General features: G+C 68.9%; 19 protein-coding genes. 2 read left to right on the forward strand and 17 right to left on the reverse strand.

Features of this window, described 5'->3' with window-relative positions:
- Positions 1-44: 44 nt before the first annotated feature.
- Genes NBE95_RS16315 through NBE95_RS16325 form a run of 3 tightly spaced genes read right to left on the reverse strand, consistent with a single transcriptional unit; the run spans position 45 to position 2,899 of the window.
- Positions 45-1,019: a tyrosine recombinase gene (locus tag NBE95_RS16315; RefSeq protein WP_289895293.1), complete on the reverse strand. Its 975-nt coding sequence runs from the start codon at positions 1,017-1,019 to the stop codon at positions 45-47.
- A gap of 7 nt (positions 1,020-1,026) precedes the next feature.
- A complete protein-coding gene (locus NBE95_RS16320) occupies positions 1,027-2,664 on the reverse strand; it encodes a hypothetical protein (RefSeq protein ID WP_289895294.1) in 1,638 nt (545 codons plus the stop codon).
- A complete protein-coding gene (locus tag NBE95_RS16325; RefSeq protein ID WP_289895295.1) occupies positions 2,651-2,899 on the reverse strand; it encodes a hypothetical protein in 249 nt (82 codons plus the stop codon). Before NBE95_RS16325 ends, NBE95_RS16320 begins: the two co-directional genes overlap by 14 nt.
- 124 nt (positions 2,900-3,023) lie before the next feature.
- Here NBE95_RS16325 and NBE95_RS16330 point away from each other — a divergent pair, with 124 nt between their 5' ends.
- Positions 3,024-3,560, forward strand: a complete 537-nt coding sequence (locus NBE95_RS16330; protein ID WP_289895296.1) for a shikimate kinase — start codon at positions 3,024-3,026, stop codon at positions 3,558-3,560.
- A complete protein-coding gene (gene aroB / locus NBE95_RS16335) occupies positions 3,557-4,663 on the forward strand; it encodes a 3-dehydroquinate synthase (RefSeq protein ID WP_289895297.1) in 1,107 nt (368 codons plus the stop codon). Before NBE95_RS16330 ends, aroB begins: the two co-directional genes overlap by 4 nt.
- Here aroB and mnhG read toward each other — a convergent pair.
- The 14 genes from mnhG to proS form a co-directional block, all read right to left on the reverse strand.
- Positions 4,660-5,130, reverse strand: a complete 471-nt coding sequence (gene mnhG / locus NBE95_RS16340) for a monovalent cation/H(+) antiporter subunit G (protein ID WP_289895298.1) — start codon at positions 5,128-5,130, stop codon at positions 4,660-4,662. The two genes, aroB and mnhG, sit on opposite strands and share 4 nt — an antisense overlap.
- A complete protein-coding gene (locus NBE95_RS16345) occupies positions 5,127-5,408 on the reverse strand; it encodes a K+/H+ antiporter subunit F (RefSeq protein WP_289895299.1) in 282 nt (93 codons plus the stop codon). Before NBE95_RS16345 ends, mnhG begins: the two co-directional genes overlap by 4 nt.
- Positions 5,405-5,893: a Na+/H+ antiporter subunit E gene (locus NBE95_RS16350; RefSeq protein WP_019353229.1), complete on the reverse strand. Its 489-nt coding sequence runs from the start codon at positions 5,891-5,893 to the stop codon at positions 5,405-5,407. Before NBE95_RS16350 ends, NBE95_RS16345 begins: the two co-directional genes overlap by 4 nt.
- Complete coding sequence (locus NBE95_RS16355; RefSeq protein WP_289895300.1) at positions 5,890-7,620, reverse strand: monovalent cation/H+ antiporter subunit D; 1,731 nt, start codon at positions 7,618-7,620, stop codon at positions 5,890-5,892. Before NBE95_RS16355 ends, NBE95_RS16350 begins: the two co-directional genes overlap by 4 nt.
- Positions 7,617-7,961 carry a Na+/H+ antiporter subunit C gene (locus NBE95_RS16360; protein ID WP_019351253.1) on the reverse strand — a complete coding sequence of 115 codons (345 nt, stop codon included), beginning with the start codon at positions 7,959-7,961 and terminating at the stop codon, positions 7,617-7,619. Before NBE95_RS16360 ends, NBE95_RS16355 begins: the two co-directional genes overlap by 4 nt.
- Positions 7,961-10,840 (reverse strand): monovalent cation/H+ antiporter subunit A, encoded by a 2,880-nt coding sequence (locus tag NBE95_RS16365; RefSeq protein ID WP_289895301.1) that lies wholly within the window; start codon positions 10,838-10,840, stop codon positions 7,961-7,963. The genes NBE95_RS16360 and NBE95_RS16365 overlap by 1 nt, the downstream gene beginning before the upstream one ends.
- A gap of 163 nt (positions 10,841-11,003) precedes the next feature.
- Positions 11,004-12,266: a type III PLP-dependent enzyme gene (locus NBE95_RS16370; protein WP_289895302.1), complete on the reverse strand. Its 1,263-nt coding sequence runs from the start codon at positions 12,264-12,266 to the stop codon at positions 11,004-11,006.
- A complete protein-coding gene (locus NBE95_RS16375; RefSeq protein WP_019353093.1) occupies positions 12,247-12,483 on the reverse strand; it encodes a phosphopantetheine-binding protein in 237 nt (78 codons plus the stop codon). Before NBE95_RS16375 ends, NBE95_RS16370 begins: the two co-directional genes overlap by 20 nt.
- 4 nt (positions 12,484-12,487) lie before the next feature.
- Positions 12,488-14,077, reverse strand: a complete 1,590-nt coding sequence (locus NBE95_RS16380; RefSeq protein ID WP_289895303.1) for an AMP-binding protein — start codon at positions 14,075-14,077, stop codon at positions 12,488-12,490.
- Complete coding sequence (locus tag NBE95_RS16385) at positions 14,070-14,636, reverse strand: serine acetyltransferase (RefSeq protein WP_289895304.1); 567 nt, start codon at positions 14,634-14,636, stop codon at positions 14,070-14,072. Before NBE95_RS16385 ends, NBE95_RS16380 begins: the two co-directional genes overlap by 8 nt.
- A 99-nt stretch (positions 14,637-14,735) precedes the next feature.
- Positions 14,736-15,788, reverse strand: coding sequence for a glycosyltransferase family 61 protein (locus tag NBE95_RS16390; protein WP_289895305.1), 1,053 nt, complete (start codon positions 15,786-15,788; stop codon positions 14,736-14,738).
- Positions 15,789-15,849: 61 nt separating this feature from the next.
- Positions 15,850-17,004 carry an SGNH/GDSL hydrolase family protein gene (locus tag NBE95_RS16395; RefSeq protein WP_289895306.1) on the reverse strand — a complete coding sequence of 385 codons (1,155 nt, stop codon included), beginning with the start codon at positions 17,002-17,004 and terminating at the stop codon, positions 15,850-15,852.
- Positions 17,005-17,085: 81 nt separating this feature from the next.
- Positions 17,086-17,214, reverse strand: coding sequence for a hypothetical protein (locus tag NBE95_RS16400; RefSeq protein ID WP_019352127.1), 129 nt, complete (start codon positions 17,212-17,214; stop codon positions 17,086-17,088).
- A gap of 314 nt (positions 17,215-17,528) precedes the next feature.
- Positions 17,529-18,881 (reverse strand): proline--tRNA ligase, encoded by a 1,353-nt coding sequence (gene proS, locus NBE95_RS16405; RefSeq protein WP_289895307.1) that lies wholly within the window; start codon positions 18,879-18,881, stop codon positions 17,529-17,531.
- Between the last annotated feature and the right edge of the window lie 77 nt (positions 18,882-18,958).

The raw sequence follows: 18,958 nt of genomic DNA on the forward strand, positions 1-18,958 counted from the left end.
GGGGTCGGGGGCCGGGGCAGCGGCGGCCGCGGTCATCAGGGTGGTCATGGCGTGTCGCTCCGGCGCCGTTTGGCCAGCGGGTGATGGTTCAGCACCAGGTCGCGCATCCTTGCGTCCAGCACATGCGTATAGATCTCGGTCGTGCCCAGGTCGGCATGGCCCAGCAGCGTCTGGATGGCGCGCAGGTCGGCCCCGCCTTCCAGCAGATGCGTGGCGAAGGCGTGGCGCAGCACATGCGGCGAGACGCGGGAGGGGGCGATCCCGGCGGCGCTGGCAAGCTGGCCCAGCAGGCCGTTCATTGCCTGCCGGGACATGTGGCCTTCGCGAGAGGGGGCGGGGAACAGCCAGCGCGCGCCCTTGCCGGCGACCAGCCGGCCCAGCGGGCTGTCCTCGGGTGCGTGGTCGCGCAGCGCCAGCCAAACGGCCAGCGCGCGCCGGGCCGGGTCGCTCAGCGGCACCATGCGCTCCTTGCCGCCCTTGCCGCGGATCAGCAGCAGCGCCGGGTCGCCGCGGCAGGCGCCGACCGGCAGCGCCACCAGTTCGCTGACCCGCATCCCGGTGGCATAAAGCAGTTCCAGCAGCACCATGTTGCGGGCACGCTCGGTCTCGTTGCGGCCCAGCCGGGGCAGGGCGTCGAACATGGCCTGCACCTCGGCCCGGTCCAGCGTCTTGGGCAGGCGCTGCTGGCGGCCCGGACCGCTGATGCGGCCGGCGGGATCGTCCTCGCGCCAACCTTCTTCCAGCGCGAAGCGCATGATCTGCCGGATCGAGGCCAGCCGCCGCGCCCGCGTCGCGCGCGACAGGCCCTGCGCGTCGCAAAAGGACAGGTAGTCCTCGATCCCCTCGCGCGGGACCGAAAGCAGGGTCTGACCGCGGCGATCCAGCCAGCCGGCGAAATCCTTCAGGTCGCGGCCATAGGCCAACAGGGTGTTGCGGGCGGCACCGGCCTCGGCCGCCTGCGCGTCCAGAAAGGCCGATATGCGGCCCTGATCGCCCCGCCCGTCGCCGTTGCCGGTCATCGCCGGCTCACGGTGTGCTGCCGCCGCTGCCCGGCTCGGGCAGCAACACCGGGGCCAGGACCAGATCGACCATGGCCTGCCGGGCGATCTCTTGCTGGCCCAGGACGCGCAGCACCCGCAATCCCTGCGCCGCGCGGGGCAGGTCGCCGTCCAGCCCGGCATCGACATCGGCCATGGCGCCCAGCAGCGCCTCGCCGCGCTTGTTGGCAAGGATGAGCTGCGCCGCGCCTTGCGGCACGTTCCGTTCCGAAGGGCCCAGGAAGGCCGGGAACAGCAGCGCCGCGCGCTCGCTCGCCTCGCCCTCGGGCGGGGCGGCTTCCGGCTCGCCGCCGGCAAAGCGCAGCAGCCAGAGATCGAAGGCCGGGGCGTCGTCGGCGGGCGGGTCCGGCACCACCTGCGGCTGCGCCGCCTGCAATGCCAGCCACAGCGCGATCCGGCCCGGGCGCCCGTCCAGCCCCAGGGCGCCCAGTTCGGCCCCCGCCATCTCGGCCAGCGCCGGGCCCAGCCCGGCCGCGACCATGGCCTCGAAAGCCGGCGGCAGCGCCCTGGCGACGGCGGCATTGTCGCGCAGCGTCAGCGCGTCGTTCAGCGCCTGCATGGCCTCGGCGCGGTCCCAGACCCCGCCCGAGGCGGCGGGTTTCTGTTCCAGATAGATCATCCGCAGCTGCGAGGCCGGGATGGCGCCGGCGCGGGCCAGTCGTTCTGCCGCATCCAGCCGCGCCTTCCAGCCGCCGTTCTGGTCCAGGTCGGCCAGCGCGAAGGCCAGGGGCAGGCTGGTCGAGGCCAGGGGCTGGCCGATCGCCTCGTGCAGGCGCAGCTCCAGCGGCGTGACCACCGGCGGCGGCACCAGCTCCTCGGCGGCGTCGGAATAGCCGTCGTCGAGATAATGCGCCAGCAGCGCCGCCATCGGCGGGTCGATCTGGCCCATGGTTTCGGCGCCATGGAACACCAGCGCCGCCGCGGTCCAGTCGCCGCCAAGCGCCAGGCAATAGATCCGGGCCGGGAAGCTGGGCGCGACGCCCGGGGTGCGGTCCATGATGCCGCAGCCCTGCGCCTCGTCGCCGGAAAGCAGGGCGATGTCGAACAGGCGGCGGAACCGCTCGGGATCGCCCGGGCCGGCGGCCTTGAGCAATTCCTTGGCCGCGCCGGTCGCACCCATGTCCAGCAGCTTGTCCACCCGGGCCAGGAACAGCGCGCCTTCCTGCCCCGGTTCGGCGCGGGGTGGGCGCAGCTGCGCGGCCAGCAGGCGGCGTTCCAGCCGCCGCAGCGCCGGCAGGCGCGGGTCCGAGCGGCCGATCAACTGCACCAGCACCGCCGAATCGCTGTCGCCCCACAGATCGCCCGGCAGGCCGGCGGCGCGGGGCGAGACGGTGCCCTTGCCGTCCGGATTGCCCTCGCCCAGCCGGGTCACGCCGACCGGCTCGACCGCGCCGGTGGGGGCGATGTCGCGCCGGCTCTGCCGCTTCAGCTCGGGCGGGCGCGGGTCGCCGGGCCGCCAGGATGAGATATTGTCCGGCTGCTGCACGCTGCCCGACAGCCAGTCGCTGGCCGAAAGCGGCGGCTTGGCCGTAACCGGCTGTGCGGAAGCCAGGCCTGCCGCCAGGGCAAGCGCAAGGCCAAGAAAGGGGCGTTCAGTCGAGGTCATCTTGTCCCGCATCGGTGCCGGCCGCCTGCGGCGCGGATTGGGCCGCCGCGTCCTGTTCCGGGCCGGGGGCCGGCTCGGCGGGTTCGGCCGGGACGGGCGTCTCGGCGCCCAGGTCCAGCTCGACCGGCATCCGCATCTCGCGCGGGTCCGAACTCATGTCGCCGAAATAGGCATAGCCCGCCAGACCCGCCAGAATCAGCAGGACCAGAACCGCCACCACTTTCAAAAGCCGCATGAAATACCCTTTCCGCCTCAATCCATTGCCGGTCTCATGCCGGTTCGCGCGAAATATATATGGCATTTCCCGAAAGATCACGCCATCAGTCACAGCCGTTGCAAATGACGGGTCCGGTGGGGTGATGCGGCGAAATATCGTGCTGATCGGGATGATGGGGGCGGGCAAGACCGCGATTGGCGGCGAGCTTGCGCGCCGGCTGCGCCGGCCGTTCTCGGATACCGATGCCGAGATCGAGCGCGCCGCCGCCATGACCATCCCCGAAATCTTTGCCCGCGACGGCGAGGAATTCTTCCGCGCCCGCGAATCGGAGGTGCTGGGCCGGGTCCTGGCCGCGGGACGCGGCATCGTCTCGACCGGCGGCGGCGCCTGGCTGCGGCCCGAGAACCGCAGCCGCATCGGCGAGCAGGGGGTCTCGGTCTGGCTGGATTGCGACGCGGACACGCTCTGGCACCGGGTCCGCCACCGGCCGACCCGGCCGCTGCTGCAGACCGCCGACCCGCGCGGCACGCTGGAGCGGCTGCTGGCCGAACGCAGCCCGGTCTATGCGCTGGCCGATATCCGCGTCCCGGCGCAGCGCGGCGACAGCATCGAAGAAACCGCGAATCGCGTGCTCGACGCCATCCGGGCGCATGATCCCGCGATCCTGGAGGGCAAATGAGCACCGAAACCGTTCACGTGGATCTGGGCCTGCGTTCCTATGACGTGCGCATCGGCCAGGGCCTGCTGGCCCGCGCCGGCGAGGAGATCGTGGCGCTGGCCGGCCGGCGCCGGGTCGCCATCCTGACCGACGAGACGGTCGCGACGCTGCACCTGCCGGCGCTGCAGCAGGCGCTGGCCGGCGCGGGCATCGCGGCCCCGGCGCTGGCGCTGCCAGCCGGCGAGGCGACGAAATGCTGGGCGGAACTCGGCCGCGCCGTGGAATGGCTGCTGGCGCAGAAGGTCGAGCGCAAGGACCTGGTCATCGCGCTGGGCGGCGGGGTGATCGGCGATCTGGCCGGTTTCGCTGCCGCGATCCTGCGCCGGGGCGTGCGCTTCGTGCAGATCCCGACCACGCTGCTGGCGCAGGTGGACAGTTCCGTCGGCGGCAAGACCGGCATCAACAGCCCGCAGGGCAAGAACCTGATCGGCGCCTTCCACCAGCCGACGCTGGTGCTGGCCGATATCGACGTGCTGGGCACGCTGAGCCCGCGCGATTTCCGCGCCGGCTATGGCGAAGTGGCGAAATACGGCCTGCTGGGCGACGAATCCTTCTTTGAATGGCTCGAGGCCAATGCCGCCGCCCTGGCCGCCGACCCGGCGCTGCGCCAGCGCGCCGTGCGCCATTCGGTCGAGATGAAGGCCGGCATCGTCCAGCGCGACGAAACCGAGCAGGGCGAGCGCGCGCTCTTGAACCTGGGCCATACCTTCGGCCATGCGCTGGAATCGGCCACCGGCTATTCCGACCGCCTGCTGCATGGCGAGGGGGTGGCCATCGGCTGCACCCTGGCCTTCGAACTGTCGGCGCGGATGGGCCTGTGCAGCCAAGAGGCGCCATCGCGTGTCGCGGCGCATTTCGCCGCCATGGGCCTGCCCTCGCGCATCGCCGACATTCCCGGCGGGCTGCCCGACGACGAGGCTTTGGTCGCGCTGATGGCACAGGACAAGAAGGTGCAGGACGGCCGGCTGCGCTTCATCCTGGCGCGCGGCATCGGCCAGGCCTTCGTCACCGATGCGGTCGATCCGGCGGCGCTGCGGGCGGTGCTGGCGGAATCGCGGCGCTAGTCGCCGCGCCGCCGTTCCGGTTCCCCGTCGCCGTGGGGCAGCAGGCCCTCGTCCACCACGCCCTCGCCATAGCCGGTCACGTCGCGCGGCGCCGCCGGATGGCCCTCCTGGGTCTGGGGGCGCGGCGGCACCGCCTCGTCATGGCCCAGCTTGGTGTCGCGGTCGCGCCGCAGCGCCGCCCGGCCCAGCATCAACAGCGTGATCGGCGTGGTCGCCATGATGAAGATGCCGACCATCAGCTCGTGCATGATGAGGCGCCCTTCCAGCAGCGTGAACATCAGCATCGAGGCCAGGATGATGAGCAGCGTGCCGTAGCTGTAGCCCAGCGTCGGCGCGTGCAGCCGCTGATAGAAGCTTTTCAGCCGCACCAGCCCCAGCCCGCCCAGCACGGTCAGCGTGGCGCCGATGACGACGAACAGCGCGACGATCAGCGCGGCCCAGGGCGGCAGAAGCTCGAGATGCCTCATTCGATCACCTCGCCGCGCATCAGGAACTTGGCCGCGCAGACCGTGGTGACGAAGCCCAGGACGGCGATGACCAGCGCGCCCTCGAAGAAGAAGACGTTGCCGTTTCCCATGCCGATCACCAAAAACAGCAGCATGGCGTTCATGTACATGGTGTCCAGCGCCAGCACCCGGTCCTGGGCGCGCGGCCCGCGCAGCATCCGCCAGCAGGCCAGCGCCAAGGCCAGGATCAGGGCGATCTGGGCATAGCCCAGGGCGAAGCGGAGGATTTCGGCGGTCATTCGAAAATCTCCATGAGCAGCGCCTCGTAACGGTTGCGGACCAGATCCTGCCAGTCGTCCTCGCTGCGCAGGTCCAGCACATGCAGCAGCAGCCGGCCGCTTTCCTGCTCGAACTCGATCCAGGCGGTGCCGGGGGTCGCGGTCAGGATGATCGCCAGCACGGCGATGGCGTTCGGTTCGCGCAGTTGCAGGGTCAGCTCGACGAAGCCCGAGTGATAGGCGGGGTGGGTCGGCCCCAGGATCAGAACCCGCGCCACCGCGATGTTCGAGCGCAGGATGTCCAGCGCCACGATGAAGAACAGCTGCGGAATGGCCAGCCAGCGGCGGAACTTGGGCTTGGCCGGATGCAGGTGTTCGACCGACCAGCCGGCGATCAGGGCGATGAAGGTGCCAAGCAGCAGGTTGCCCAGCGAAAAGCTGGTCAGCACCAGCCACATCAGCACCAGTGCAAGCGACAGGACCGGATGCGGAATGGCGCGGCTCATTCCCCGCCCTCCTCGATCTGGTCGGCATCGTCGGCGGCGGTCGGATCGGGGGCGCTGTTCTGGGCCGGCGCGGCGCGCACGTCCTGCGCCCCGGCCAGCACCGCGTTGCGATAGATCCCCGGCTCCAGCAGCGCCACGGCGGTGGCGCGGGTGTAGTTGAGCAGCACATCGGCGCGCACCGTCTGCAGGGCGATCATCGCCAGCAGCAGCACCACCGGGATCACCTCGAGCGCCAGGATGCGCGGGGTCGGGCCTTCCTCGGCCCAGAAGCGGCGGATGCCGAAGCGCATCAGCGCGATCAGCGCGCCCAGTCCCGACAGGATCAGCATGGCCGCATAGATCCACAGGATCACCGGCAGCGCGCCCGAGGCGTGCAGGTTGTCCTGCACCGCGCCCTGCAGGATGGCAAACTTGCCGATGAAGCCCGGCATCGGCGGCAGGCCGGCGATCATCGCCGCCACCAGGGCAAAGCACATCGCCATGGTCAGCCAGCTGACCGTGCGGGTGCTGGCCGGGGCGGTCATGTCCTCGACCGTGTCGAGCCCCATCGGCGCCCAGCGTTCGCTGAGCGGGTCGGCGACGTCCTCGGCCGGGGCGTCGTCATTGCCGCCGTCTCCGCGGCTGACCGGCTCGGCGATCAGGAAGAAGGCCGAGATGGCGGCGGTCGAGCCGATCATGTAGTAAAGCGCCCCCCCCAGCATTCCCGGCCCGCCGCCCGCCTGGGCAAAGCCGACCGCCGCCAGCACCGTGCCCGAGGAGATGATCGCCAGATAGCCGCCCTTGCGCGTCAGTTCCGGCGTGCCCAGGATGCCGATCATGCCGAAGCCCATGGTCAGCACGCCGCCGATCATCAGCGCCGGCGCGCCGAACCCGGCCGAGGGACCGGCATCCGGCCCCAGCACCAGAAGCGACAGCCGCAGGATGACATAGATGCCGACCTTGGTCATGATCGCCATGATGGCCGCGGCCGGCGGCGAGGCGGCGCCATAGGTCGGCGGCAACCAGAAACACAGCGGCCAGGCCGCGGCCTTGATCAGGAAGGCCAGCCCCAGGAAGGCTGCGGCGGCGTGGAACAGCATCCGCTCGGCATCGTCGAGCCAGTGGAGCGCCCGGCCGATATCGGCCATGTTCAGCGTGCCGGTGGTACCATAGACCAGCGCCACCCCGATCAGGAAGAACAGCGAGGCGGCCAGGTTCACCGCGATGTAATGCAGCCCGGCCTTGATCCGCTCGGGGCCCGAGCCGTGCAGCATCAGCCCGTAGGAGGCCGCGAGCATCACCTCGAAGAACACGAAAAGGTTGAACAGGTCGCCGGTCAGGAAGGCGCCGTTCACCCCGGCCAGCAGGAACTGGAACATGCTGTGGTAATGCTGGCCCTTGCCGTGCCAGCCCGCCGCCGCATAGATCAGCGACGGCGCCGCCAGCAATGCGGTCAGCATCACCATCATCGCCGAAAGCCGGTCCAGCACCAGCACGATGCCGATCGGCACTGGCCAGTCCCCCAGCCGGTAAAGGCCGACCACGGTGCCGGCCTGCTCGCCCGCGGATTTCACCCCGGCCATCAGCTCGACCGAAGCCAGGAAGGTCAGCCCGACCGCCACCAGCCCCATGACCAGCTTGGTCTGCCGGTTGCGGTCGTTGTAGAACAGCATGATCGCGCCGGCGACCAGCGGCACCAGGATCGGTGCGATCATCAGGTGGTTGGGGGCGATGCCTTCGTTCATCATGGCTTGCGCTCCCTTCCATCGACATGGTCGGTGCCGGCCACGCCGCGCGCGGCGATCATGACGACAAGAAACAGCGCCGTGGTGGCGAAGCTGATGACGATGGCGGTCAGCACCAGCGATTGCGGCAGCGGATCGGCATAGGCGGTGGGATCGACGAAGCCGCCCTTGGGCATGATCGGCGCCGCGCCGATGTAAAGCCGGCCCATGGCGAAGATGAACAGGTTCACGCCATAGGCCAGCAGACACAGCCCGACGATGACCTGGTAAGAGCGCGGCCGCAGGATCAGCCAGACGCCCGAGCCGCAGAGCACGCCGATGGCCAGGGCCAGGATCAGTTCCATCAGCGGACCTCCTCGGTGTCGTCGGCGGGGCGCGGCCGCGGGGCGACGCGCAGCGACTGGTGGGCGATGGCGATCAGCATCAGCACGATGGCGCCCAGCACCAGCGAGAACACCCCGAAATCGAACAGCATCGCGGTCGAGAACGGCACCTTGCCGATCACCGGAATGTCCAGGTACTGCGCATGGGCGCTGAGGAACGGATAGCCGAAGATCCAGGCCCCGGCCCCCACCGACGCGGCGATGGTCAGGCCCGAGGCCATCCAGCGCACCGGCAGCACGGTCAGCCGCGCCTCGACCCAGCGCACATTCGCGGCGACATATTGCAGCAGCAGGCCGATGGCCAGCGTCACCCCGGCCGCGAAGCCGCCGCCCGGCAGGTCATGGCCGCGGAAGAACAGATAGGCCGAAAGCGCGATGATCGGCGCGAACATCCATTGCATCAGCACCGCCGGCACGAAGAGATAGGCTTCCAGCGCCTGTTCCTCGGCATCGAGCTGCGGGCGCGGCCGCTCGACGCTTTCCGGCGCCGGGCGGAAACGGCGCAGCAGGGCATAGACGGTCAGCCCGACCACGGCCAGCACCGTGATCTCGCCGAAGGTGTCGAAGGCGCGGAAATCGACCAGGATGACGTTGACGACATTGGTGCCGCCGCCCTCGACATAGGCGTTGCGCAGGAACCAGTCGCCGACCGAGGCGCCGGGCGGGGTCAGCAGCACCGCCAGCGCCAGCGCCGTCATGCCGCTGCCGCAGGCCAGCGCGATCAGCAGGTCGCGGAAGCGGCGCGAATGGGCGGCGAAGTTGTTGTCGCCGGCGATCTCTGCGCTGCGCTTGGGCAGCCAGCGCAGGCCGAGCAGCAAAAGCGCGGTGGTCGCGATCTCGACCAGCAGCTGGGTCACGGCCAGGTCGGGGGCCGAGAGCCAGACGAAGGTGGCGCAGGTCACCAGCCCGGCACCGCCCATCAGCACCAGTGCGGCGAACCGGTGGTATTTCGCCTGCCAGGCGGCGCCAAGCGCGCAGGTGCCGCCGACCAGCCACAGCAGGGCAAAGACCAGCTCGCGCGAGCTGACCGAGGGCATCGGCACCACCCAGTCCAGCGTGCCGAGCGCGAACCAGGCCCCGGCCAGGCCCAGCAGCACGATGGCGCGCAGCTGCGCCTGCAGCCCGTTCGCCGACAGCACCCGCAGCGCCAGGCGCGGCAGGCGGATCGAGAGCAGCTGCAACAGCCAGTCGAACCCACGGCCGAAATCCAGCCGGCGCATCAGCCGCGTGCCGTCCTCGCCCGAATCGATCAGCCGGCGCGGCAGCAGATAGATCAGCGTGCCCAAGGTCATGGCGATCAGGCTCATGATCAGGGCCGGGGTCACGCCATGCCAGACCTTCAGGCTGAATTCCGGCAGCCCGGGCCCGACCACGGCCTGGCTGGCGGTTTGCAGCCAGGGGGTCAGGACCTGCTGCGGGAACATGCCGATGCCCAGGCAGATCGCCACCAGCACCGCCACCGGCAGGCGCATCAGCAACGGCGGCTCGTGCGGCTGCTGCGGCAGATCGGTCGCCGGCGGGCCGAAGAACACCGTGACGATGAAGCGCAGCGAATAGGCGGCGCTGAATGCCCCGGCCAGCACCGCGACATAGGGCGCCAGATTGTCCAGTGGGCTGCCGTTGTTCCACAGATAGGTGGCCTCGAAGAACATTTCCTTGGACAGGAAACCGTTGAGCAGCGGCACCCCGGCCATGGCGCCCGAGGCGATGATCGCCAGCGCCGCGGTGACCGGCATGGCGCGCGCCAGCCCGGACAACCGGCGCATGTCGCGGGTGCCGGTCTCGTGGTCGATGATGCCGGCCGCCATGAACAGCGATGCCTTGAAGACCGCGTGGTTCACGATATGGAACACGGCCGCGATCAGCGCGAAGGGGGTGCCGATCCCGGCCAGCGCGGTGATCAGCCCCAGATGGCTGATGGTGGAATAGGCCAGCAGCCCCTTGAGATCGTGGCGGAACAGCGCCACCACCGCACCCAGCAGCAGCGTCGTCAGGCCGATCCCGGTCACCAGCTGGAACCAGGCCTCGGTGCCGCCCAGCGCCGGATGGAAACGCAGCAGCACGAAGACCCCGGCCTTCACCATGGTCGCCGAATGCAGGTAGGACGAGACCGGCGTCGGCGCCGCCATCGCATTGGGCAGCCAGAAATGGAACGGGAACTGCGCCGATTTGGTGAAGGCCCCGAACAGGAACAGCAGCAGGATCACCGGATAGAGCCGGTGCCCGGTGATCTGCGGCCCGGCCTTCAGCACCGCGTCGAGATCGTAGCTGCCGACGATCTGTCCGATCAGGATCATCGCCACCATCAGCCCCAGCCCGCCCGAGGCGGTGACGATCAGCGACATCCGCGCCCCGTCGCGCGCGTCCTGCCGGTGGAACCAGTAGCCGATCAGCAGGAACGAGATCAGGCTGGTCAGCTCCCAGAACACCACCAGCATGATGATGTTGCCCGAAAGCAGCAGCCCCGACATGGCCCCGGAAAAGGCCAGCAGGCAGGAATAGAGCCGCGGCACCGGGTCGTCGGGCGCCATGTAATAGCGCGCATAGAGGATGACCAGGAAGCCGATCCCCACCACCAGCACCATGAACAGCCAGGAAAACCCGTCGATGCGGAAGGTCAGGTCCAGGCCGATGGAACTGATCCAGTGGAAGGTGCCGGTGATGCTTTGATTGTCCGTCACCGCCGGGTAGAGCACGATCAGGATGGCCAGCGCCACGATCATGGTCAGCCCGGCGAGCCAGGCTTCGGCGTTGCGCGCCCCGATCGGAAGCGTGGCCGCCAGCGCGGCCGACACGAATGGCGTCAGAACAAGCAAGAGCAACAGGTTCTGTTCGACCATCGGCGTCCTTCTGCGGTTCGGGGGCTTGCGCGATCATAGCCGTCGCGGGGCGGAAAACACAACCGAGCCAATCGAGAAAATCGACGAGAAAGCCGCGGATCAGCAATATTTTATCGCCCGCCGGTCCGGCCTTCCGGCCCGCGGCGGGCGGCGCGGCCGGGGGTTAGTCTTTCCCCAGCCGCGACACGTCCCGGAGCTGCCCGCCGGTCGCCAGCAATTCCCGGGGAACGGGATGGCTGATGAAATGGATCGGGCTTGCCGTTGGGCCATAGGCGCCGCAGGCATGAATGGCGAGCAGGTCGCCCACCTCCAGCCGGGGCAGGGCGACGCCGCCGCCGAGCTTGTCGATCGAGGTGCAGAGCGGGCCGGAGATGTCCTGCTTTTGCTCGGGCCGGGCGCCGTCCTCATCGCCGCCGACCCGGTGCAGGACGTAATTGCGCCGCAGCACCATGCCGAAATTGCCCGAGGCCGCCAGGTTCGCGTTCAGCCCGCCGTCGCAGATCGCGATGCGTGTGCCGCGCGATTGTTTGACCGAGACGACGCGGGTCACGAACCAGCCCGCCGGCCCGACCAGGTAGCGGCCCAGCTCCAGCTCCAGCCGGGTCGCGGGGAAGCGTCCGGCGAAGGCGTCGAGCTCCGGGCCGATCCCGGCGGCGATGGCGGCAAGGTCCAGTTCGCTGTCGCCGGGATGGTAGGGAATGCCGAGGCCCGCGCCGAAGACCAGCTTCTGCGGGGTAAGGGCCAGCGCCTCGCAGATCTCGGAGAAGACCTGCATGAAGATCCGCCAGTTCTCGCAGATCGCCTCGGGGCGCAGGCATTGCGTGCCGGAATAGATGTGCAGCCCGATGATGCGCAGATGGGGCAGGGCGGCGATGCGCGGCAGGATCTCGGCCGCATCCTCGACATCGACGCCGAACGGGCTGGGGCGTCCGGCCATCTGGTCGCCGAAACCCTTGGGCACCCGCGCCGGCGCGATGCGCACCAGGACCGGCTGCACCAGGCCCAGTTCGCCGGCGATGGCGTCGGCCAGTTCGGCCTCGCGCAGGCTTTCCAGCACCAGCTCGCCCAGGCCTCCCGCGATGGCGGGGCGCAGCTCGGTCGCCTGCTTGGCGGGGCCGGTGAAGCTGATGCGCCCGGCCTCCCAGCCGGCCTGCATGGCCAGCCCGAATTCGCCGCCCGAGGAAATGTCGAGATGGTCCAGCCGGTCGCGCATCCAGGACAGCAGCGCCGGGTTGGGGTTGCTTTTCACCGCGAAGCTGATGGCGAACCAGCGGCCCAGATGGGCGCGCAGATGCGCCAGCCGCGCCTCGACCAGGTCGGTGGAATAGACATAGGCCGGGGTGCCGAAGCGCCCGGCGGCTTCGGCCAGCAGCCGGTCCGGCGCCGCGCCCTGGGTCGCGGCCGGGTCAGCCAAGGCTGTCGACATAGGCCAGGATCGCGTCGATGGTGTCGAAATTGTCCAGCGTCACATCGCCCGGCTGCACATGCACCCCCGCCTTGCTTTCGACGAAGCCGATCAGCCCGACCATCGAGACGGAATCCAGCATTCCGGTCGAGAACAGCTCGGTATCGCCGTCGATGGGCTGGTCGATGTTCAGCTCGGACTGGACGTAGGAAATCAGCGCTTGCTTGCTCAGGCTCATGGTCTCATGCCTTCTGTCGTTCCTGCAGGGGGGCAGCCGCCTTGGCGGCCGAAATGATGGCGGGGCGATCCAGCTTGCCGCTGGCGGTGCGCGGCATGGCGCCGCCCCAAGGGTGGAATCGCTGCGGACGCATGTAATGCGGCATGGCGCGGGCGCAATGCGCGGCCAGCGCGGCCTCGGTCCCCTGCGGCAGATAGGTCACGGCGACGTGAACCGCCTGGCCCAGATCGGCATCCTCGACCCCCCAGGCCACCACATCGGCCACCAGCCCGCTTTGCGAGACCGCATCCTCGACCTCGGTCGGCGACAGGCGGAAGCCCAGCGTCTTGATCATCTCGTCCATGCGGCTGACGAACCACAGGTCGCCGTCCTCGTCCACGCGCACCAGGTCGCCCGACCAGACCACCGGCTGATCGCCCAGGACATCGGCAAGCTCGGGACAGGGGCGGATCTTCTGGGCCGTCACCTCGGGTTTTTCCCAATAGCCCATGCTGACCAGCGGCCCGGCATGCACCAGTTCGCCCTGCTCGCCGGGACCGGCGACGCCCTCGCCATGCTTGATGGCAAAGACCTGCGCATTGGGAATCTGCCGGCCGATCGAGCCCATCTTGGCCGCGAATTTGGCCGGAGGCAGATAGGTCGAGCGGAAGGCCTCGGTCAGCCCATACATCAGGTAGATGTCCACGCCCGGAAACACCTGCGGCAGCGCCTGCAGGATGTTGGGGGGGATCTTGCCGCCGGTATTGGTGATGCGCTTCAGCGCCGGCAACGCCACCGGATTTTCCTGCAGCAGCCGCACGATCTGGTTCCACAAGGGCGGCACGCCGGCAAGGCCGGTCACCGCCTCGGCCCGCGCCATGCGGATGATCTCGGCCGGCATGGTCAGCGGTTGGTGGACCACGGTGCCGCCGACCAGCAGCATGGTGGTCAGCTGGTTCAGCCCGGCATCAAAGCTGTAGGGCAGGACCGAGAGCAGCCGGTCGCCTTCCTCCAGCCCCAGATATTGCGCGACCGAGATCGCGCCCACGCGGATGTTGCGATGGCTGAGCATCACCCCCTTGGGCGCGCCGGTCGAGCCCGAGGTGTAGATGATCATCGCCAACCCTTTCGGGTCGCATTCGTCGGGCGCGGAGCCGCTGTCGGCCGGCAGGGCCGCCCACGGGTCCGCGCCCTGGACAAGGCCCTCGGCCTTGCCCTGAACCAGGTAAGCCGTGCCCTCGGGCAAGGCATGTTCGTCCGCAAGCCCGTTCAGCGCGTTGCGGGGCAGGATCACCGCCCGCGCCCGGCAGTCGCGGGCGACATAGGCCAGCTGCGCGGTGGTCCAGCGGATGTTCACGTTGACGACCACCGCGCCCATCTTCCAGGCGCCCAGCATCGCCGCGACCTCTTCGATGCCCTTGCGCAGGTGCACGATCACCCGATCGCCGGGGCGGATGCCGCGCCGGGTCAGCCAGTCGGCGACGCGCCCGGCCTCGGCCGCAAGTTCGGCATAGGTCGCCGCGCGGTCCCGGTCCACCGCCGCCACCTTCCCGGCGCGCTCGGGAAGATTGTCAGCCAGCAGCCGCCACATGCAGCGGTCGAAATCGTCACTCATGATCAGGGGCCCTTCCTTCGGCCGCGCTTGCCGGCGGGGCCTTTTTCTTGGCGGCAAAGATCGGCAGGCTGGGATAGATCCTGGCCGGAGAGCCGATCACCACCGAATCCGAGGGCACGTTGGTCGTTACAGCGGTATTGGCGCCGATCCGCACCCGGTCGCCGATGCGGATGGCGCCGAGCACCGTCGCGTTCACGCCGATGAACACGTCATTGCCGATCACCGGTGCGCCGGGACGCATGTTCGTGCCGATGGTGACGTTGTGCATGACGCCGCAACGGTCGCCGATGACCACGTCGGGATGGATCGAGAGCGAACCCTCGGCGTGGATGATGTGGAAATCCGCGCCGATGCTGACCTGCGGCGGGATCCAGACCTTGGTCACGTTGAGGATGAAGAGCTTCATCAGCGCATAGGGCTTGCTCGCCAGCCAGCGCAGGGCCGGGTTCTGCAGCCCGATGGCCCAATGCCCGTATCGGTAGATCGCCAGCGAGACGAAGGCCGGGTCCGTCAGCGAACTGCCATGTCTCCTGTAGTCTTCCCTAAGGATCCTGAACATCACCACGCACTTGCTAATCAATTTGGCAGGAAAATCTGGCTCCCGGACCCATATTCCAATGTCTTGCGAGAAACTCAACCTGACTGTTAGGACGGGTTTTCAGGGTTCGGCGGCCGCGATCAGGTCAAGCGTGCGGCGGATCTGGTCCCATTCCACCCGATAGCCGCCGGCGGTGCCCGAGCCCACGACCATGGCATAGCGCTGCTGCCAGCAATCCGTCAGCAGCTTCAGCGAGGTGGTCACCCGGTCCGCCGGCTGCAGGGTCAGCAGCGTGCCGCCGGCCGGCATGGCGATCACGCCATGGGCAAGCTGGCTGCCCTCGACCCCCACCACCAGCCGGGCCGCGCCCGCCGCCTCGGCCATCTGGTCGGCATCGTGGCGGTCGACATAAAGTGTGCGGAAGCCGTATTCGACCTCCAGCCGCTCGGCGATCTCGGCCTCGTTCACCAGGATGCGGGCGTCGCCGCTGGCGCCGCGGAAGATGAAGACGCCGGGCAGCGGCTTCAGCGCCCGGTCCTTGAGGATGCGGGCGCGATTCTCCTGCGCGCGGGCGCGACGGTGGCTGTTGTTGTGCAGGTCGTCGAACAGGATCAGCTCGTCGAAATGCACCTCGCCGATGCGGCGCGGCGCCATGCCCAGCAAGGTCTCGTAGCGCGCGATATGCCCGCCGCGCGCCGGGGCCGAGGTGACGGGCGCCCCGGCCGCCTCGGCCAGCCGATAGGCCAGGCAGTCGTTCAGCAGCCAGTTGCCGAACCAGCGATTGCCGATCCAGCTTTCGTAAAGCGCGCCCGACAGGCTGTCGCGCGGCCGCGGATAGGTCGGCCCGGAATGCCGGCGCTGGCGCAGGTGGCGTTCGGCGCCGCGCGCATGCAGCACGCCGTCGACGAAATCCACGTCGCGGAAGCGATAGCCCATGGTCGGCGGCGTGCGTTCGGCCGGATCGCCCTGCATCTGCGCCAGGATGTCGGGCAGGCCGCCGAACTCGGTCCGGGCGATATGCTCGACCTGATCCGGCAACCAGATCCCCGGCGCGATCTCGACCTCATCGGCCGGGCAGATCTCCCAGCGGTCGACGGCCGTGTCGAAGAACTCCGCCCGGCCCAGACCGAGAAGGCGACGCAGGCGGTTATGGATCGGTCTGAGGGAATGCATGGCGTCTCGGCTGGCGGGATCGGGACAAGTTTAGGGGGCGAGGGGAGCGGCGCAAGCGGGATCAGCCGCTGCCGGGCGGATCCTCCGCATTCAGCACCTCGATCAGCGTTTCGGCGATCATGGCGTGGTCCGCGGCCGAGGGGTGCCACAGGCAGGCATTGCGCCGTGGTTCGCCCAGGATTACCAGCCGGTTGGCGATGCCCCTGGCGGTCAGCAGGTCCGAGGCGCTGCGATGCGCCTCGACCAGCTCGGGGCCGTATTCGCCGAAGGCCAGAAGCACCATCAGCGCGCCGGGGTTCTCCTGCGCGCGGGCGGTGACGAAATCGGCCAGCGCCGGCCCGAAATCGCGGCGCAGCTGGCTCTTGTCGGTCCAGCGCTCGCCCGGCGCCAGCTCGGAGCCGAAGACATTCGAGCCAAGCCCGATGACGATGATATCGGCCTGGCGCTGCGGCAGGGCGGTCGCCGCCGCATCCCCCGGCAGCGCCAGCGGGTAAAGCCGGTCCATGGTGTGGTCGGGGTCGGCACCGCCATAATTGCGCAGCAGGCCGATGCCGGAACGGGCGACCAGCCGATAATCCGCGCCGAGCGCCGTTGCCACCTGAGGGCCGAAACTGCGGCTGGTATCGGTGGCGGCATAGATCTCCTCGTCGCCGCAATCGCGGTGCTCGGCGGTGTTGGCAAAGCCGACGGTGTCGGAATCGCCGATGAACTCGATCAGCCGCCCCGGCTCCGGCGGCGGCAGGGCCTTGGCCGCGGCATCAAGAAGAAAGCCGCCGAACAGCGCCGGCCCTTTCGATTCGCTGATCTTCTCGGCGCGAATCGCATGCGGACCGGGCGTCAGCCCGTCGATGCGCAGATCCTGCCGGCCGGGGCGAGAGATCTCGACCGGCTTGCCGTCCAGCACCACCCGCCAGCGATTGACCGCATCGTCGAAGCGCAGGGTGATGCCCGTCCCCTCGAACCGGGCCGCGGCATGGAATCCCGGCCATTCGTGGCGATAGCCCTGGGCGGGCCCGGCTGCGGCGCGGCCCGTCACCTTGGCGGACAGGGCGACCAGATCGGGCTGCGGCGGGATCAGCCGGACCCGAAAGTCCGCGTCCTTGGCCAGGCCGATCTGCGGCACCGGGATCATTGGCCGCGCCGGTCCCGGCCAGGCGAAGAAGCCGACCATCGCGACCAGCGCGATGCCGAAAACCGTGATGCCGATCGCTTTCATCCGTCCTGCACTCATCATACCCAACACACCGGCGATTCCGGCGATCCTGACCGAACCCGGCCGGCAAATCCAGCCGCGTCGTCAGCCGCGGAATCCGGCGCGAATCCCGATCGCGTCGCGGATGTCATAATGATGGTCGCCGATGAAGAAACCGTGAAGGTCGATCTCCTCGGCATGGGTCGTCGGCCCGTGCAGGCTGTGATCCATCATTCCCAGCACCGGGTTGTTCGTAAAATCGCCGCGACGATGGGCCGCGTCTCGACTTCGACCAGATAGGAGAGCCGTCCCGTCCCGTCACCCCGGTGATCGGCGCCTTCATCGTCACCACAACACTGTCACTCATTCACTTGCGGGGCAGGGAAGCGCACCATCGCATCTTGTCAACGCCCAGGCGCGCAACGGCGCCCCACCATTCATCACCCGATCGCGCCATCGGAAGCCGGCGGCGCCGGGAAGGCGCCACCTCTCGATTTCACCGTTTTCCCAATACCCCCGCGGCCGCACCACCGGAACGGCCGCCCGGCTCATTGCGCCGCGTCGAAGACCGGCTGGTAGATCTCCTTCAGCCGCGCCACCGCCTCCTGCGGCGACAGCTCGACCGACTCGCCGGTCCGGCGCGCGGTCAGCTCGACCTTGTTCGCCGCCAGGCCGCGCGGGCCGACGGTGATCCGCCAGGGCAGGCCGATCAGGTCCATGGTGGCGAATTTCGCCCCCGCCCGCTCGTCGCGGTCGTCATAGAGCGGGTCCAGCCCCTGCGCCTTCAGCTCGGCGTAAAGCGCCTCGCAGGCGCCGTCGGTCGAGGCATCGCCCTGCTTGAGATTGACGATGCCGACATGGAAGGGGGTCACGCCTTCGGGCCAGATGATGCCCTTGTCGTCATGGCTGGCCTCGATGATGGCGCCCAGCAGGCGGCTGACGCCGATGCCGTGCGAACCCATGTGCACCGGCACGCGGGTGCCGTCGGGGCCGACCACCGTCGCCCCCATCGGCTCGGAATACTTGGTGCCGAAATAGAAGATCTGCCCGACCTCGATGCCGCGCGCCTGGCGGCGGCGGGGCTCGGGGATCTGCTCGAACAGCGCCGCGTCATGGGTCTCGTCGGTGCGGGCGTAGCGGCTGGTGAATTCTTCCAGCACCGCCTGGCACTCGGCCACGTCGTCGTAGTCGATGGCCCGGTCGCCGAATTTCAGGTCGGTGATCTCGCTGTCGTAGAACACCTCGGATTCGCCGGTCTCGGCCAGCACCAGGAATTCATGCGTATAGTCGCCGCCGATCGGCCCGCCATCGGCGCGCATCGGGATCGCCTGCAGGCCCATGCGCTCATAGCTGCGCAGGTAGCTGACCAGGTGACGGTTATAGGCGTGCAGCGCGTCTTCCTTGGTCAGGTCGAAATTGTAGCCGTCCTTCATCAGGAATTCGCGGCCGCGCATGACGCCGAAACGCGGGCGGATCTCGTCGCGGAACTTCCACTGGATGTGATACAAGGTCAGCGGCAGGTCTTTATAGCTGTTCACATGCGACCGGAAGATGTCGGTGATCATCTCCTCATTGGTGGGTCCGTAGAGCAGGTCGCGCTTGTGGCGGTCCTTGATGCGCAGCATCTCCTCGCCATAGTCGTCATAGCGGCCGCTCTCGCGCCACAGGTCGGCCGATTGCAGGGTCGGCATCAGCATGGCGATATGGCCGGCGCGGGCCTGTTCCTCGTGCACGATCTGCTCGATGCGCCTGAGCACCTTGTAGCCCAGCGGCAGCCAGGAATAGATGCCGGCCGCCTGTTGCTTGATCATGCCTGCCCGCAGCATCAGCCGGTGGCTGACGATCTGGGCCTCTTTGGGGTCTTCCTTCAGGACGGGCATGAAATAGCGCGACAGACGCATGGCGAAATCCTCATGATGGCCGGGACGAGTTAGCGCAGAGCGGATAGCGGGGCAACGCCCTTCCTTGCAAGCGGCGC

Source organism: Paracoccus sp. TOH, assembly GCF_030388245.1.
GTDB lineage: Bacteria > Pseudomonadota > Alphaproteobacteria > Rhodobacterales > Rhodobacteraceae > Paracoccus > Paracoccus simplex.

Coding starts and splice junctions, on each gene's coding strand:
- NBE95_RS16315 (WP_289895293.1), bottom strand. CDS start 1,019: ATGACCGGCAACGGCGACGGGCGGGGCGATCAGGGCCGCATATCGGCC.
- NBE95_RS16320 (WP_289895294.1), bottom strand. CDS start 2,664: ATGACCTCGACTGAACGCCCCTTTCTTGGCCTTGCGCTTGCCCTGGCG.
- NBE95_RS16325 (WP_289895295.1), bottom strand. CDS start 2,899: ATGCGGCTTTTGAAAGTGGTGGCGGTTCTGGTCCTGCTGATTCTGGCG.
- NBE95_RS16330 (WP_289895296.1), top strand. CDS start 3,024: ATGCGGCGAAATATCGTGCTGATCGGGATGATGGGGGCGGGCAAGACC.
- aroB (WP_289895297.1), top strand. CDS start 3,557: ATGAGCACCGAAACCGTTCACGTGGATCTGGGCCTGCGTTCCTATGAC.
- mnhG (WP_289895298.1), bottom strand. CDS start 5,130: ATGAGGCATCTCGAGCTTCTGCCGCCCTGGGCCGCGCTGATCGTCGCG.
- NBE95_RS16345 (WP_289895299.1), bottom strand. CDS start 5,408: ATGACCGCCGAAATCCTCCGCTTCGCCCTGGGCTATGCCCAGATCGCC.
- NBE95_RS16350 (WP_019353229.1), bottom strand. CDS start 5,893: ATGAGCCGCGCCATTCCGCATCCGGTCCTGTCGCTTGCACTGGTGCTG.
- NBE95_RS16355 (WP_289895300.1), bottom strand. CDS start 7,620: ATGATGAACGAAGGCATCGCCCCCAACCACCTGATGATCGCACCGATC.
- NBE95_RS16360 (WP_019351253.1), bottom strand. CDS start 7,961: ATGGAACTGATCCTGGCCCTGGCCATCGGCGTGCTCTGCGGCTCGGGC.
- NBE95_RS16365 (WP_289895301.1), bottom strand. CDS start 10,840: ATGGTCGAACAGAACCTGTTGCTCTTGCTTGTTCTGACGCCATTCGTG.
- NBE95_RS16370 (WP_289895302.1), bottom strand. CDS start 12,266: ATGTCGACAGCCTTGGCTGACCCGGCCGCGACCCAGGGCGCGGCGCCG.
- NBE95_RS16375 (WP_019353093.1), bottom strand. CDS start 12,483: ATGAGCCTGAGCAAGCAAGCGCTGATTTCCTACGTCCAGTCCGAGCTG.
- NBE95_RS16380 (WP_289895303.1), bottom strand. CDS start 14,077: ATGAGTGACGATTTCGACCGCTGCATGTGGCGGCTGCTGGCTGACAAT.
- NBE95_RS16385 (WP_289895304.1), bottom strand. CDS start 14,636: ATGTTCAGGATCCTTAGGGAAGACTACAGGAGACATGGCAGTTCGCTG.
- NBE95_RS16390 (WP_289895305.1), bottom strand. CDS start 15,788: ATGCATTCCCTCAGACCGATCCATAACCGCCTGCGTCGCCTTCTCGGT.
- NBE95_RS16395 (WP_289895306.1), bottom strand. CDS start 17,004: ATGAAAGCGATCGGCATCACGGTTTTCGGCATCGCGCTGGTCGCGATG.
- NBE95_RS16400 (WP_019352127.1), bottom strand. CDS start 17,214: ATGATGGATCACAGCCTGCACGGGCCGACGACCCATGCCGAGGAGATC.
- proS (WP_289895307.1), bottom strand. CDS start 18,881: ATGCGTCTGTCGCGCTATTTCATGCCCGTCCTGAAGGAAGACCCCAAA.